Genomic DNA, 15,291 nt, shown 5'->3' on the forward strand with positions numbered 1-15,291 from the left:
TCCGAGCGACTCGTGGCGGCATGCAACAAAGCGGCCTGGCTCGCGGCTTGTCGATGGGAGTGCCTCAAGCTGCAGCCCACCCTTCCGACAACAACGCTGCCTGCTCCAACACAGTCTCTGTCGCCTTCTCCTGTTTGTCTGGCGGATAGCCGTGCTTGCGCAGGATGCGCTTCACGAGCACACGCAGCTGCGCCCGCACGTTCTCGCGCAGGGTCCAGTCGATCGTCACGTTCTTGCGGACCGTCTCGACCAGTTCCCGGGCGATCACTCGCAGCGTGTCGTCGCCCAGGACCTTCACCGCGCTGTCGTTGGTCTCCAGCGCGTCGTAGAACGCCAGTTCGTCTTCGCTCAAACCCAGCGCGTCGCCCCGAGCACTTGCTTCTCGCATCTCCTTCGCGAGCCCAATCAACTCCTCGATCACCTGCGCAGCTTCTATCGCACGATTCTGATAGCGGCGGATCGTCTGCTCGAGCATCTCGGCGAATGACCGCGCCTGAACCACGTTCTTGCGCCGCCGACTGCTCAGCTCACCCTTGAGCAGCTTCTGCAGCAGCTCCACCGCGAGGTTGCGCTGCGGCATGCCTCGCACCTCCGCGAGAAACTCGTCGGAGAGAATCGAGATATCCGGCTTCGCGAGCCCGGCCGCGGCAAAGATGTCCATCACGCCTTCAGGAGCCACCGCACGCGAGATGATCTGCCGCACGGCGTGATCGAGATCCTCCTCGGGTCTAGCATCGCCCGGCGCACGCTTCGCGAGCACGGCCTGCACGGCCTGAAAGAACGCGACGTCATCGCGGATGCGTAGGGACTCGGCATGCGGCGCCGCCAACGCGAAGACCTGCGACAGCTCGCGCACCGAGTGCACGCACCGGTCCTTGCCATTCTCCTGACTCAGGATGTGTTCCTGTGCGAGCGGCAGCAGGCTCAGCCGCTCCTGCGCGGTCCCGGTTGTCCACTTCGCCCAATCAATGCCGTGGAAGAGACTGCAGCAGACCTCGTATTTCTCCAGCATGACGGCGACCGCCTCGTCCTGATCGAGCGCCGTGCGACCCGTGCCTCCACTCTCGGTGTAGGTCGCAAGCGCTGCCTTCAGCTCCTGCGCGAGTCCGAGGTAGTCCACGACCAGGCCACCAGGTTTGTCTTTGAACACGCGGTTTACGCGTGCGATCGCCTGCATGAGCCCGTGCCCTCGCATCGGCTTGTCGATGTACATGGTGTGCAGGCTCGGCGCATCGAAGCCGGTGAGCCACATATCACGCACGAGCACGATCCTCAATGGGTCGGCCTCATCGCGGAAACGATCGGCCAGCTTTTCGCGTCGCGGCCTGTTGCGGATGTGCTGCTGCCAGTCGGTGGGGTCAGTGGCCGAACCGGTCATCACGACTTTGATCGCGCCTCGGGCATCGTCGTCGCTGGCCCACTGCGGACGAAGCTTTACGAGCTCAGCGTGCAGCTCCACGCAGATGCGTCGACTCATGCACACGACCATCGCCTTGCCGTCCAGCGCCTCGCACCGCGTCTCGAAGTGGTCGACAATGTCGCGCGCGACGATGGCGAGCCGCTTCTCCGCGCCAACGACTGCTTCGAGCTGTGCCCACTTAGTTTTGAGCTTCTCTTTGCGATCGACTTCTTCGCCTTCGGTGGCTTCCTCGAATTGCGGATCGATCTTCGGCCGCTCGGCTTCATTGAGCGCGAGCTTGGCCAGGCGGCTCTCGTAAAAGATCGGCACGGTTGCGCCGTCCCGCACGGCGCGCTGGATGTCGTAGATGCTGATGTAGTCGCCAAAAACGGCGCGCGTGTTGGCGTCGGCCAGCTCGATCGGCGTGCCGGTGAAGCCGATGAACGAGGCGTGCGGCAGCGCGTCGCGCATGTGGCGCGCGTAGCCGTCGATGAAGTCGTACTGGCTGCGGTGCGCCTCGTCGGCGATGACCACGATGTTGCGGCGCTCGGAGAGCGTCGGGTGGCGGTCGCCTTTTTCTTCGGGGAAGAATTTGTGGAGCGTGGTGAAGACCACGCCGCCCGCCGCCACGCTCAGCAACTCCCGCAGGTGCACGCGGCTCCCGGCCTGGACCGGCGGCTGGCGCAAGAGATCCTTGCAGCGCGAGAAGGTGCCGAAGAGCTGGTCGTCGAGATCGTTGCGGTCGGTGAGCATGACGATGGTCGGGTTCTCCATCGCCGGCTCGCGGATGATGCGGCCGGCGTAGAAGGCCATCGTCAGGCTCTTGCCCGAACCCTGCGTGTGCCAGACCACGCCCACGCGCCGGTCGCCGGGCTTGCCGCCCGGCTTCTTGCCGGCCTCGTAGCGTCCAGCAGACTCTGCGACCCGATCGCCCGAGCGGTGCAGTTCGGCCGCCCGCAGCGTCTCGCGCACCGCCACCTGCACCGCGTGGAACTGGTGGTAGCCCGCCATCTTCTTGGCGACACGGCCGCCGCCGTCGTCCTCGTAGACGATGAAGTCGCGCACCAGATCGAGGAAGCGTTGCGGGGAACAGAGCCCCTCAATCACCACCTGCAGCTCCGGCAGGTGCGAATCGGCCAGGCCCTCGCCCGCAATGGTGCGCCAGGGCTTGAACCACTCGCGCCCGGCGGTGAGCGTGCCCACCCGCGCTTCCACTCCATCGGAGATGGCGAGCAGTGCGTTGGTGGAGAACAGCGATGCGATCTCCGCCTTGTAGGTTTGCAACTGCTGCCAGGCGCTCCAAATGGTCGCGTTCTCGTCCGCCGCGTTCTTGAGCTCGACAACCGCCAGCGGCAGGCCGTTGACGAACAGCACCACATCCGGTCGGCGCGCGTGCTTGTTCTCCGTCACGCTGAACTGGTTCACCGCCAGCCAGTCGTTGGCCGAGGGCTTGTCGAAGTCGATCACGCGCGCCTGCGCACCGCGAATCTCGCCCTCGGCCGTGCGGTACTCCACGGTCACGCCATCCACCAGCAGCCGATGCAGCGCGCGGCTGCGCGCCACCAGCTCCGCTCCATCCGGCCGCGTCAGCTTGCGGAAGGCGTCGTCCAGCGCATCGGCTGGAAGCTGTGGATTCAGCCGGGCGAGTGCATCACGCAGCCGCTGTGCGAGCACCACCTGCCCGTAGTCATCGCGCTCGGCGGCGGACTCGCCGGGGGCGATGTCGGCGCCGTTCCGGACCGACCAGCCGCTGCTTTCGAGCCAAGCGAGCGCAGCCTGTTCGACCACGGATTCGGAGAAGGTGCCGCTCATCCTTCACCTTCAATGATTGACCAAACGCGGTGATAGCTTTCGCCTCGGTCGCCAAGCGCGGTTCGCCACGTGCTCACATTCGACGCCCGAAGCTTGGCTCGCACGTCGTTCAGGGGTTCAGACGCGCCAACCCCCAACGACTTGGCCAGTGGCGCGGCAGCCGAGCGCGGTACACCCAGAAGCCGCAGGGCAACGGCCTCGTCCGAGTTCACGCCGTAGTAGACGCGTGCTGGCAGATTGCGAAGAACGCGCTGGTCGTCCGCGGACATCCCGTCGAAGGAGTCGCCGAGCGTAAGCGATTGCAGGGCGGACAGGCCCCACGAGGCCGTCTGCGTGAGCCGACCGAAGACACTTCTGCAGCAGCGGGTCATCGCCGCAACCGGATCTCGGTCGCCCGTGCTTTCCTCGTCTTCACCCGACTTCGTCGAAAAGTACGTCGTCGCCATTTCGGTGAGCGGGCGTCCCTGCACCCAGTCGCAGATGATCCGTGCGAGCATGTCGCCGTCCGGCTGCTCGCCGCCCGTAACCTCCTTGAGCGGCTCCCGCAGTTCGGGCACCTGAAGCAAGACTCCCATCATGCGCCGGAGGTCGTCGCGGCGAGTGCCGAACAGCTCGGGTGACCACACCTCGCTTGTCAGGTTCGCCTCGTTCACGCGGACCAGCGTGTTGCTAACGGACTCCCATGAGAAACCGGTCGCGTCGACGAGCTTCAGTGGCTTGCCCTTGATGCGCTCCGCATAGTTGTAGACGCCCTGCACTAAGCGGTCGGCCCAGCCCTTGTGGCTCTTGCGTAGCGCCTGAAAACCAAGAGTTCCGCGAAGGACCTGCTCGACTTCTGCGGCGAAGCGCTCGTGGTTCCCAATCTGCCGATAGGTGTGCGCGAGGTACTGCACAAACGACGACCATCCCGGCTGGTAGGAAAGCGTCTCGAGTTGGAGCAGCTTTCCTTCAGCATCGGCGCGCTGAACCATCTCAATCAGCGTTGAGTTCAGAGCGCCGACAGACCGGCCGATGAACTCCTTAAGCTTCTCCGCCTTGGCGTCATTGTGCCCGGCAAGCGCAACGATGCCGAGGTCGCCTTGGTCGACGCGCCCGGCACGTCCCGCGATGTTCCAGAAATCCTCCGGCGGCATGTCTTGTCCATACGGATATTGGTGGCTCGCGAAGACGACACCGGAGACGGGAAAGTTCACGCCCTGAGCAATTGTCGTGGTCGCGACAAGCACGCGCAGTTTCGACTGCTCCGTCAGCCACTCAACAAGCGTTCTTGTGTCTTCGGAGAGTCCGGAATGGTGAACACCAACCCCGTACTCGAGCAGCGATGCGAGGGGGAAATCCTGCCCCATCTCATCGACAAGGAACCGCTGAATGTGCGTGAGGTCGGCGCCGCCAACGTCGGAGTGATCTCCCTCAACCTTGAACGCCGCGGCAACTCCCCAGCTGTTTCGGGGCTTATCGACAAGAACGATCACCGTCCCACGCCGCTGCAGGATTTGCGCGGTTGCCGCCGCCAACTTTCCCGGTGAGGTTGAAACCTCAGACCACGACAGCCCCAGCGGGCGCCGATCCCCAACGTCCAGTGCCTCTGGCACGTCGATGGTGTTCCGCGTCGTGTGCTGAGTAACAAGCCGCACCCCGAAGTCACCGCGCCTCTGGCCCTTCTGGGGTCGAGCGATAGCGATCACGCGATCATTGGGACTCCAGTCAACGCCGAGTTCTATGCTGTTGTTGCTGTCGGGAGCCAGCCACCGCGCTATCTCAGCGGCGTTTTGGATGAACGGCGTGAGCATCAGGAATTGCGCGTGTCGACACTCCCGGTTGATCGTGGCAAGCAGGAGCTCCAACTTCAGGCCGCGCGCTTGGGATGCGAGCCCGTGTGCCTCGTCCACGACCACAAGAGTCAACGGCCGACCTATCTTTTCTTCCCAGCCACCACGAAGCATGAGGTCGAGCTTCTCTGGCGTCGTAACGAGGATGCGAAACTGCCGTTCGGCATCAGTGTCGGTCAACATTCCGGCTTCGAGCCCATCAATCTCGAGCGCTGGGCTCACCTTCTCTACGATGCTGCCGAGGGTGGCCAAGTCCCGTCGAAGGCGAAGTGTGAGCTGGTTGACGAGTGCGCGGGTCGGCGCGAGGTAAGCGACCCAACCGCGCTCCTGGTCGAACTGGTTGAGCGCTTGGAGAATGCGGAACTCCGCGATGAACGTCTTTCCGCTCGACGTCGGAAGGCTCACGACGACGGAGCGATGAGCCGAGCCGAGCAGGCCCTTCTCGCGCAAAGTGCGACGCTGCGGCGGGAGCATTTCGAAGATCGGCTGCTTCCGATCGCGCGAAGTCAACGACTCCACGAATCTCGTTACGCGGCTATTCACCGCCCGGGTCACAGTCCAGATGCTGTTATCGACGAGGGCCCGAGCGGTTCGAGCGAGCAGACGAGCCAGAGATTCGCGCTCCATGAGTTGGCCACGCCCGGCAGCACCGATAGCGCGGTCAAACTGCGCCTCAAGCTGTTCCCGCACGTCGAAGTGACCGTCCACCGAGCCCTGAGTGAGAAAGATGCTGAGAATCTCGGCCGCCTTCGCGAGGTGGTACTCCGAGATGAGCTCCCACGCGGGCCGCGCGTCCTTTCGCGTTTCAGCCTGGACGAGGAATTCTGGTTCGTGCTCGAGCTGGTTGGTACGTAATGCAGCCACACGCTGCTGCACCAAGTCCAGATCCCCCCAACCGTGCTTTCGGAAGAGCCGCAACCAGATGTCGAGGATGCAAGCCCAGACGCGGATGCCCCAGTCTTCCGAGTCCAGCGGGAGTTGCGGCAGGTCTTCTTCGATGAGAAGACGCCGAACGTCGGCCCCACGGTCGCCGAGTACGCCGAGGCAACCGAGGCGCACGAGCCATTCCGCCGCATCAATGGGCGCCCGGGGACACGCCAACGCGCGTGCAACTTGGAAGGCATCCGTGGCAGCGGATTGAAGGACCTCGGTGTTGTCTCCGTCGAGCAGCTCAAAGACGCGCAGTTCAAGGCCGTTCGCTACGAAGCGAAGCTGGTCGTCCGGAAACTCTCCGGCACCTTCAACCCCGAGCGCGCTGCGAAGGCGCCGCCGGCCAGCCTCTTCGACGGCCTTACGGACCTTCTCGGCACCGAGGGACTGAATGATCCAGGAGTCGGCGGTCACGATGCCTCCTCCTTCAACAGCTTCGGCCACTCCGCGATGGGGATCGGCAGATACCAAGCGATCAGCTCGATCCGCGTCGGCTTGCTGAGCTTCTTCGACAGCGCCTGCCCGCGGCTCTTCAGATCGAACTCGCTTGGCGCGGTGTCGCGTATCAGGATGCCAACGAGCAGCAGCTCCTTGCCCTCAGACTTGAGGTAGCGGCCCACCGCCTTCTCGTACAGGTCGCGGTACGGCTCAGACTGGCATCGTGAATGAAGCCACTTCAGGAGGGCGTGCTGAATGTCGAGGCGCGTAGCGCTTTGCTCGAGCTGCCACGCCATCCCACTGCCACCGTACATCACGTTGGGCGGGGTGTTGGCATCTGATGATGTCTTCACTTCGCCAAACAGGAGCAGGACGGAATCGCCCTCTCCGTAGAAACCGACGAGGTCGCTCCCCGGAAGACTCGCTCTCGGCGTGCGCCTGTCCCGGACGGTGTTCCAGGGCCAGTGGACCTTGCGGCCCGAGTCCTGCCGAAGCGCGCATTCCGCGAGCGCTTCCCCCACCTCCCAGCCTTCGGGCTCCGGCACTGCATTCAACAGGTGCTCGACGAACCCCGTCGCCATACCGGTCGTCGCAAGCCCGCGGAGGTCGGACTCGAACGTTGAGGCAACATCGGCAACACGCGGGCGCACTACCTCTTGCACGAAGCGTTCGAACTGCTTCGCGTCGGCAACGTGGCGTCCTTCCCAGCTCGCCGACGTGGCGCGCCCCGCGTAGCAGATCGCGGAGCTGAGCGTCGCAGTGCCTGTCATGCCACGCCCGCTGGAACGAATCGCTCGGTGTCCTTCACCCGTAGCTCGCCCGAGATGAGCTTGGGCAGCAGCGTGTCGCGCAGGGCGGCGAGGGTGCGGGAGTCGCGCTTGCCCGCGACGATGCGCTCATACCATGGCTGACAGTGCGCGTTGAAAGCAGCCAGCACTTCATCGGACGGCACAACCCCCACAAAGCGATCGATGTCGCCCTTGCCCAGGTGGATCACCGTAGTCGCCGTTTCGGTCGCCTCAATATGTGCCAGTGGCTCGATAATGCTGTTCCGGACAAAGGCGGCTGATGCACTTCCCTTTGGAACGAACACACACACTCGCTGGTTCAGCCAAGCCTCTGCACCGCCCCACAGGTAGGCACGAAACTCGCCGTCCATGCCGACAACGACATCACCTGGGCGAACCACGTAGCCCTTCGGGTGCACCTCGGGCGTCCATACGCCAGGGCTCTCGTCCGCAAGGTCTCGAATGCGAATCAGTGGTTTACCAAGTCCCTCGGTGTTGAACTGCGACGAAGCGAACGGCGCGCCGTAAACAACATCGGCGATCTTGTAGATCGTCCCAACTTCCCACCCCGTCGGAATCTCCCCCAGCTCCGAGTCCTCGAAGGAATCCGGGAAGAGGTCGGCGAGGGGCTTGGGGAGGCCGGGGTCGCGGCCTTCGGCCTTGGCGCGGACGGGGTCGAAGTCCACGAACCACGACTTGAAGAGCGCGCGCGCCATCGCCTCCAGCGTCTCGTTCATCCGCCGGTTCAGTTCGATCTTGTCGTCCAGCGTGCCGAGGAATTGGGCGATGGCACGTTGTTCCTCAACCGGCGGAAACGGCAAGCGCAATGACTTGATCAGAACGCCGCTCAGGTTCTGCTGCGCTGCGCCCGTTGCGAGGCTCTTGAGCTGCGAACGAACCTGAAGCAACTGAAAGTAGAGGAATCGGTAGTCGGCTTCTGCCGGGTTCACGATCAGTGCGCTGCATGCCTGATTGCACGTCATCGGGCGTCGCAGAATTCCAAGCTGGCCCACGGTGGCGCCGTACATCGCAACTAGGACGGTGTGCGCCGGAAGCACCTTCGCTGACGATGACGCCACCGCTTCTTCAGTAATGTGCTCTTCGGTGTCATCAATCCACTTGTCCTGCAACTCCTGCGTCTTGACCCATGGCCACGTGCCGTCGGCGTAGTAGGCTGGTTCGCGTCGGCTGGGTGTGCCGCCACTCGTCACGCGAACGCAGATATCTTCGACCGACCTGATCTGCCAGTCCGCCGGCGCAATCGCGCAGAGCTCAGTCTCCATACCCAAGCTCCCTTAGATTCGCGGCAATCGCAGCATCGAGCTTCGCGGCCTCAACCTGCTGCTCGCGCAGCGTCGCGGTGAGCCGCCGCATCTTCTCCTCGAACGGCTCGCCGTCGTCCTCCTGCGCCTCGGCGCCGACGTAGCGGCCAGGCGTAAGCACATGGCCGTGCTTGCGCACCTCGTCGAGCGGCGCGCTCCTGCAGAAGCCGGGCACGTCGGCGTACTCGCCGGCCTCCTTCTCGCCGCGCCAGGCGTGGTAGGTGTCGGTAATGCGGGCGATGTCCTCGTCGGTCAGCTCGCGGTGGGTGCGGTCCACAAGGGGGCCGAGCTTGCGGGCGTCGATGAAGAGCACGTGGCCGCGGCGATCACGGAACTTCCCGTTCTTGCGGTCGCGCGCGAGGAACCACAGGCACGCGGGGATCGGCGTCGAGTAGAAGAGCTGGCCCGGCAGCGCGACCATGCAGTCCACGAGGTCGGCCTCGATCAGGCTCTTGCGGATCTCGCCTTCGCCGGACTGGTTGGACGACATCGAGCCGTTGGCCAGCACGAAGCCGGCCACGCCCGCGGGCGCGAGGTGGTGCACGATGTGCTGCACCCACGCGAAGTTGGCGTTGCCCGCGGGTGGAGCGGCGTACTGCCAGCGCTTGTCGTCGCGCAGGCGCTCGCCGCCCCAGTCGGAGATGTTGAAGGGCGGGTTGGCGAGGATGAAGTCGGCCTTGAGATCTGGGTGGCGGTCGTTGTGGAAGGTGTCGCCCTGCGCGATCTGGCCGCTGTCGATGCCGCGGATGGCGAGGTTCATGCGTGCCAGGCGCCAGGTGGTGTAGTTCGATTCCTGGCCGTAGATCGAGATGTCAGCCTTGGCCTTGGCGCCGGTGTTGCCGCCATGACCGTTGCCCTTGGCGTGCGCGCGGATGAACTCCACCGACTGCACGAACATGCCCGACGAACCGCAGCACGGGTCGTACACCCGGCCGCGGTAGGGCTCGAGCATCTCGACCAGCAGCTTGACCACGCAGCGCGGTGTGTAGAACTCGCCGCCCTTCTTGCCCTCGGCACTGGCGAACTGAGAGAGGAAGTACTCGTAGACGCGGCCAAGCACGTCCTTGGCGCGGCTGGCCTCGTCGCCGACGCGGATGTTGCTGATCATGTCGATCAGCTGGCCCAGGCGCTGCTTGTCGAGCGCGGGGCGGGCGTAGTCCTTGGGCAGCACGCCCTTGAGCGCCGGATTGTCGCGCTCGATGCCGGCCATCGCGTCGTCGACGAGCTGGCCGATGGTGCTCTGGCGCGCCTGCGCCTTCAGGTGCGGCCAGCGCGCCTCGGGCGGCACCCAGAAGATGCTCTGCGCTCGGTACTCATCCGGGTCTTCAGGGTCGCCGCCCTTCGACTTCTCGGCAAGCAGAGCAGCGTGGCGCTCCTCGAAGGCATCGGAGATGTACTTGAGAAACAGCAGGCCGAGGCAGACATGCTTGTATTCGGCCGCGTCCATGCTGCCTCGCAAGGCGTCGGCCATCTGCCAGAGCTGAGCTTCGTAGCCGAGCGGGGCGGCGGCACTGCTCTTCTTCGCCCTCTGTGCCATGAAGTTGGCGGCCTCGTGGGGAGCCGCGCTCAATGCGTCGCGAGCTCGAGATTGGTCAACAGTGCCCGAAGGAGTGAAGCGGGTTGGGAAACCTGATCGAACGCATGCGGGGTTTCAAGTCGCGACTCTAGCCTGTCAGTCACTCGTCACGACGTATGGATCGCGGCGAAGCCCGAGGTCGCATGTGTCGCACTCGGCGACAGATCAGCGAAACGTGTCGCACGAATCGCGATTTCGCGACACGTTAGCGCCGAGAATCAGCCCCGTCCAATTCTGCAACGCCACGCGCCCTCATCTATACGCGTTGCCGCCTCGACTGTCTGACGGACTGTCGGAGGCACTACCGCATCGGTAGCTAAGCTAGTTAAGGATTCTTTCTTTCGCGTCGCCGCTATTAAAGCTTCGCCCCTCCCCCTGCATCACCATCCCGGTCGGCGCGATCGCCGCCAGAGAGAGCGCCCCGAGCATCAGCAAGCTCGAGTTGAAAACCAGCCACGCCCACTGCATGGCCGCGACTAACGCCTCGTTTGCCTCGACGCACTCTGAAGCGCGCGATTCCGCTCGACCAGGTCGAACGCCTCCGCGTCGAACGCGCCGCCCACCCACTCGGTGAGCTCGCGATGCTCCGGGTGCATCGGGTGCGCGAGCGCCGTGAGCAGGTGCTCGTATCCGGCCGCCCCGCCGCAGTCCTCCGGCGGGCAGGCGCGCGCGCCATCCGTCAAGCGCGGGTAGAAGGCGTCCCGTTCGGATCCGAGCACCTGCTCGAGTACCACCTCGTGCCGCCAGCAATCACCGAAATCGTACTCGTACTCGAGCCGGTCGCCGGGCTCGCTGAGCAGCTCGCCGATCGAGACCTTGTTCTCGTTCTCGACCTTCGGGAACTCAGGGTCGACGCGGCCGAACCGCCTGCCATTGGCGACGAACTGGTGCAGGTGACTGTCGCTCCAGCCCATCGCCCGCTGCAGCGTGTCGTGCAGCTCGGCGAGCGTCACGCTGCTTCGCACGCGAATGCGTCGCCAGATCGGCGGATCAATGTCGCGCAGCGTGACCTTGAGCTCGCAGATCCGCATGACCGCGGCCATGAGCGCGGCCACGCGGGCTTCGGAGGCACGCGGGCGACCGGGTTCGACCGCGATGCCCAGCGCGTGCTTTGCCTCGGTGTCCGGAAAGCTGTAGCGGAGCGGCGAGACCGGCGTGCCGTTGAGCATCATCGCCAGCTCGAGATGGCTCATGTCTTCGTGAACCGATCCACGCGTTTCCAGTTGAAAGATGAAGTCGTTCATCGTGCCGAGCACACTGCGGCTCGCCGTCTTGGCGAACGCAACCTGCGCCATCGCCCCGCGCTCTTGCGCGATCACCTCGGGCGATGCGCCGAGTGCCGTGAGCACCTCGGCAATCGCGTCGGGAATCCGCTTCGCGAGCGTCGAGAGTTCCCGCGCGGGAAGGATCGCCGTCAGCCGCGTCGACTCGTTGACGAGCATCACGAGGTGCGCGGGCCGCACCACGAGAATCGTGGCGTACCAGTCGCCGAGACGCGTAGTGGAGGACGCGGGTTGCGGCTCGGGCCGGGCCTTGAGTCGGGTGAGCAACTTGGCGGTGCAGCGCAGGGTGAGCATGGAGCGAACCTGACTACGACGCCAGCTTCCACACCTGATTCCGCGACTCCAGATCGAGCCGAGTGATGGACGCTCGTTTGGTCCCGGAACCTTCCACGTGGCGGGCGAAGTCCGCTCCCGACCACCCAAGACTCTTTCGCAGGAAGCGGATCTCGTCACCAGTGAAACGAGTCGCCTTGTCGATCAGGATGCGGGCAATGAGCCGGTGCAGCCCTTCGATCTGCGGGATCGAAATCTCGTAGTTGGCGCACTTGGAACAGCGACTCACCTCAACGCCGACCAGGGTGACGTACTTCAGGCCGCACTCGTCATAGCGGTAGTTCTCTTTTCGGGTCTTCACGGTAGTGCCGCATTCGGCACACTTCATGGGCTCGCTCCCTTCTCTCAGCGCTGGCTCAGCCTACCTCACCAGCACCACCCGACACGTCTCCACTCGCCCGAAGGCGCTCAGCTTGCACAGGTAGCTCCCCGGCGCCGCCGCTCGCCCGCTGCCCGTCGCCCCGTCCCACACCACGTCCTTCCACCCCTGCTCCATCGCGCGATCCACCAGCGTCGCCACGCGACGACCGGCCGCGTCGAAGATCTCCAGGCGAACCTGCTCCGCGCGCGGCAGGTAGAACTGGATCGACACCGAGCCTCGGAACGGATTCGGCCACGCTTTGCTGAGCGTGCGCGCGATCGGCGGCAGCAGCTCGTTGACCGAAGTGCTGGCCGGCAGCGGCCAGCCTTCGGCGTCGAACAGTTCCGCCGGGAACGCCTGCGGGCTGTCCTGATCGGCCGCCGCCCACACGCTGTCCATCACTGCGACCGCCGCGGTCATGCCCGGGTCGCTGTTGATCCACGCGACGAGCGAGTTGAAGTCCATGGTGCCGGCGGGTCGTGCGGGCGGCGGCCCTGCGGCCACCATGCCTTGCGCGAGAGGCGGGAGCTGATAGACCGTGCAGCCCGACTGCAGACACTGCCACGCCTTGATCGTGTGCCGCGGCGCGAGGCCGGTGTCCTTGTACGAGCCGCCACTCGCACCGTTCTGACCGGACGCGATCTCGTAGTAGGTGCCGATCAGGCCGAACGGGAAGATGCGATTGACCACCTTCTGCGACTGCGCGGTGTTCGCGTGGTCTTTGTTGAGCGCCGCGTGCGTCACCGAACCCGACGGTGTGGGGAGGCGTTCGAAGCCGGTCTGAACCCCGGCGACTTCCACTCCGCCCACGTCGGCTGAGCCGGTGCCCCAGTTGTCTTCGCCGTTCCACAGCGGCGCGCTGTCGATGTGACCGCCGATGCGGATCAGGTCGTGATTCAGTTCGACCCAGGTCGAGTGCGAGTAGAAATCCTGGATCGCGTGCAGCGCCACGCCGAAGTAGATGAACGCCAGCCCCAGCTCGCGCCGCCCGGCATCGGTGGTGGGCGGCGTCGCAATGCTGAGCCCATCGCGCGCGATCTGCATGAAGATCTCGACGTGCGACATGCCTTCGAGCAACTGGTTGTTGTCGTAGTGGAACTGACTGAAGTAGATCACCGTGCTCGGAGTGGGATCGCAGTAGAAGACGATCTCGGGGCAGTAGCAGCCCGACACGCACTGATTGATGTCGGGCCGCCGCACCCCCTGCTTGATGAGCGCCAGCGTGTTGCCGGTCACTCCCTGCCGGGCCAGCACTTCCCCGGTCATGTTCGAGTGGCGGAACACCTGGAACGCGTGGGCGGGGGTGGCCGCGATTGTCGCGAGGAACAGTGCGACGATTGCGAGGATCGAACCAGCTCTCTTCGAAGCGCTACCGATGAAGGGGGAGTTCATGGCGCCATCCGTGTGAGAGGGAGAACCGCGCGGCCGCGGTGGGGTGCTCGTGCGACGTGCGGCATCGTAACGCTGCTCCTACCGCAGCACACTAACGCTCGCGACGCGCACTTGACCGCCCTGCCTCAGTTGCACGCAATAGATGCCCGGCCGCAGCCGCAGTCCCTGGCCGAGCGTGACGTGGTGCGAGCCCGCGGCCAGCGAACCGAGCTCGCGTGAGGCGACCCGCCGGCCCGCCGCGTCGATCAGATCCAACGTCGCGATCCCGGTGCCGTCGAGCGTCAAGTCGACGCCGAACGACGAACCACGCACAGGATTCGGCCGCACGGGCAACAGCGCCAACTGCGATGCGCCACGTGGCGCGACCGCGACCGCGTCGCCAATCTGCCCATCGCCATGAACCCGTTGCGCGTACACGTCGCCACTGACGCCTCGCGCGTCTCGCCATACCGCGATCGCCCCGCCCGCTCCGTCGGATGCGATGGCGGGAAACGTCTGAGCGCCCGACGCGAGGCACACGGTGAGGCCCTTCGCGGGCCAGGCTGGATCGAGGGTCCCGTCGGATCGGACGTGATGCGCGTAGATGTTCGAGTTGCCAGCGACGCGATTGTCCACCCACGTGACGATCGCTCCGCCGGCGCCGTCTGTGGTCATCCGCGAATTCAGCTGGTTTCCGCCCGCGGTACAGAGCGCGACATTCACGGTGGGGTCGGTGGGCCAGGCGGCGGCCGCGAGACGCGACGAGAGAACCGATGCGGCAAGGAACAGGAATGCAGAAGGCAGGAGCAGAACTTTGCGGTGCATGGGCGGCCTCTCGTGGAATGCGGGACTTGATCTTACGAAGCAGCCCGTCCAGGTCCTAACCGATTCTGACATTCGCCGGGATCTGCTCTGCGCGCATGGACGCGGCGGCCCACGCACCGCGATGCCGTAGGATGCCCGAGGATCGGATTCCTTCGCCGTCGAACCGTTTCACATCCGTTGTTCCGACTCCTGGAGAGCCCGCTTCATGAGCACACCCAGATCCGCCGTGATCACTGGCGCCGCGCAGGGAATTGGGCGCACCACCGCCGAGGCGTTCGCGCGGGCCGGCTGGCGCGTGGCGCTCATCGATCTGCGCGAGCCCCAGGCGACGCTCGAGTCGCTGCACTCACTCGGCGCCGAAACCTTCGCTCGCGCCGGTGACATCACGGACGAGCGCGTGGTCGACGCGTTCGCGAGAGAGACGCACGAGCGCTTTGGCGGAGCCGAGGCACTCGTCAACAACGCGGGCATCGCGTTGATCTCGCGTGCCGAGCTCACGTCCGCCGCCGACTATCGTCACGTTCTCGACGTGAACCTGGTCGCGCCCTTCCTGCTCGCAAAGGCATTTGGTGCGCGCATGCTCGAGGCGGGCCACGGCAGCATTGTGAACGTGGCGTCGGTGGCGGGGCTGGTCGGCGTCGCCGAACGAGCCGCCTACAACGCCTCGAAGCACGGACTGATCGGACTGACGCGCACGCTCGCCGCTGAGTGGGGCGGGCGCGGCGTTCGTGTGAACGCCGTGTGCCCGGGTTGGGTCAAGACCGAGATGGACGTGGCCTCCCAGTCCGAGGGCCACTACTCGGACGCCGACATCACCGGCCGCGTGCCGATGGGCCGCTTCGCTGCGCCCGAAGATGTGGCGCAGGCGATCCTGTTCCTCGCCGATCAGACGAAGAGCCGCTTCATCAACGGCGCCGTACTCCCGGTCGATGGCGGCTGGACCGCGGACGGCGGTTGGGAATCGCTGCGTCGCAGTCACCAGAGTCCTGCGCCGCCTGCACGGTGAACGGACCCGCGCGAAGCT

General features: G+C 65.1%; 10 protein-coding genes. 1 reads left to right on the top strand and 9 read right to left on the bottom strand.

From position 1 onward, the window contains the following. Window positions 1-64: 64 nt before the first annotated feature. From HOP12_01065 to HOP12_01105, 9 genes are all read right to left on the bottom strand, one after another. Window positions 65-3,211 carry a type I restriction endonuclease subunit R gene (locus tag HOP12_01065; GenBank protein NOT32737.1) on the bottom strand — a complete coding sequence of 1,049 codons (3,147 nt, stop codon included), beginning with the start codon at window positions 3,209-3,211 and terminating at the stop codon, window positions 65-67. Further along, window positions 3,208-6,384, bottom strand: a complete 3,177-nt coding sequence (locus HOP12_01070) for a DEAD/DEAH box helicase (protein NOT32738.1) — start codon at window positions 6,382-6,384, stop codon at window positions 3,208-3,210. Before HOP12_01070 ends, HOP12_01065 begins: the two co-directional genes overlap by 4 nt. Continuing rightward, complete coding sequence (locus HOP12_01075; GenBank protein NOT32739.1) at window positions 6,381-7,070, bottom strand: hypothetical protein; 690 nt, start codon at window positions 7,068-7,070, stop codon at window positions 6,381-6,383. Before HOP12_01075 ends, HOP12_01070 begins: the two co-directional genes overlap by 4 nt. A 104-nt stretch (window positions 7,071-7,174) precedes the next feature. Next, complete coding sequence (locus tag HOP12_01080) at window positions 7,175-8,479, bottom strand: restriction endonuclease subunit S (GenBank protein NOT32740.1); 1,305 nt, start codon at window positions 8,477-8,479, stop codon at window positions 7,175-7,177. Then, the gene (locus HOP12_01085) at window positions 8,469-10,055 is read right to left on the bottom strand and encodes an SAM-dependent DNA methyltransferase (GenBank protein ID NOT32741.1); all 1,587 of its coding nucleotides are present in this window, start codon (window positions 10,053-10,055) and stop codon (window positions 8,469-8,471) included. Before HOP12_01085 ends, HOP12_01080 begins: the two co-directional genes overlap by 11 nt. Window positions 10,056-10,570: 515 nt before the next feature. After that, window positions 10,571-11,137: a plasmid pRiA4b ORF-3 family protein gene (locus HOP12_01090; protein ID NOT32742.1), complete on the bottom strand. Its 567-nt coding sequence runs from the start codon at window positions 11,135-11,137 to the stop codon at window positions 10,571-10,573. Window positions 11,138-11,684: 547 nt separating this feature from the next. After that, the gene (locus HOP12_01095) at window positions 11,685-12,038 is read right to left on the bottom strand and encodes a hypothetical protein (GenBank protein NOT32743.1); all 354 of its coding nucleotides are present in this window, start codon (window positions 12,036-12,038) and stop codon (window positions 11,685-11,687) included. A 33-nt stretch (window positions 12,039-12,071) separates the two neighbouring features. Further along, window positions 12,072-13,463, bottom strand: a complete 1,392-nt coding sequence (locus HOP12_01100) for a hypothetical protein (GenBank protein ID NOT32744.1) — start codon at window positions 13,461-13,463, stop codon at window positions 12,072-12,074. Window positions 13,464-13,541: 78 nt separating this feature from the next. Then, window positions 13,542-14,267 (bottom strand): hypothetical protein, encoded by a 726-nt coding sequence (locus HOP12_01105; GenBank protein NOT32745.1) that lies wholly within the window; start codon window positions 14,265-14,267, stop codon window positions 13,542-13,544. A gap of 205 nt (window positions 14,268-14,472) precedes the next feature. Between HOP12_01105 and HOP12_01110 the strand changes: the two genes are divergently transcribed. Beyond that, a complete protein-coding gene (locus HOP12_01110) occupies window positions 14,473-15,273 on the top strand; it encodes an SDR family oxidoreductase (protein ID NOT32746.1) in 801 nt (266 codons plus the stop codon). Window positions 15,274-15,291: the final 18 nt, after the last annotated feature.

This window comes from Candidatus Eisenbacteria bacterium (assembly GCA_013140805.1).
In the GTDB taxonomy this organism is placed as follows: domain Bacteria; phylum Eisenbacteria; class RBG-16-71-46; order RBG-16-71-46; family RBG-16-71-46; genus JABFRW01.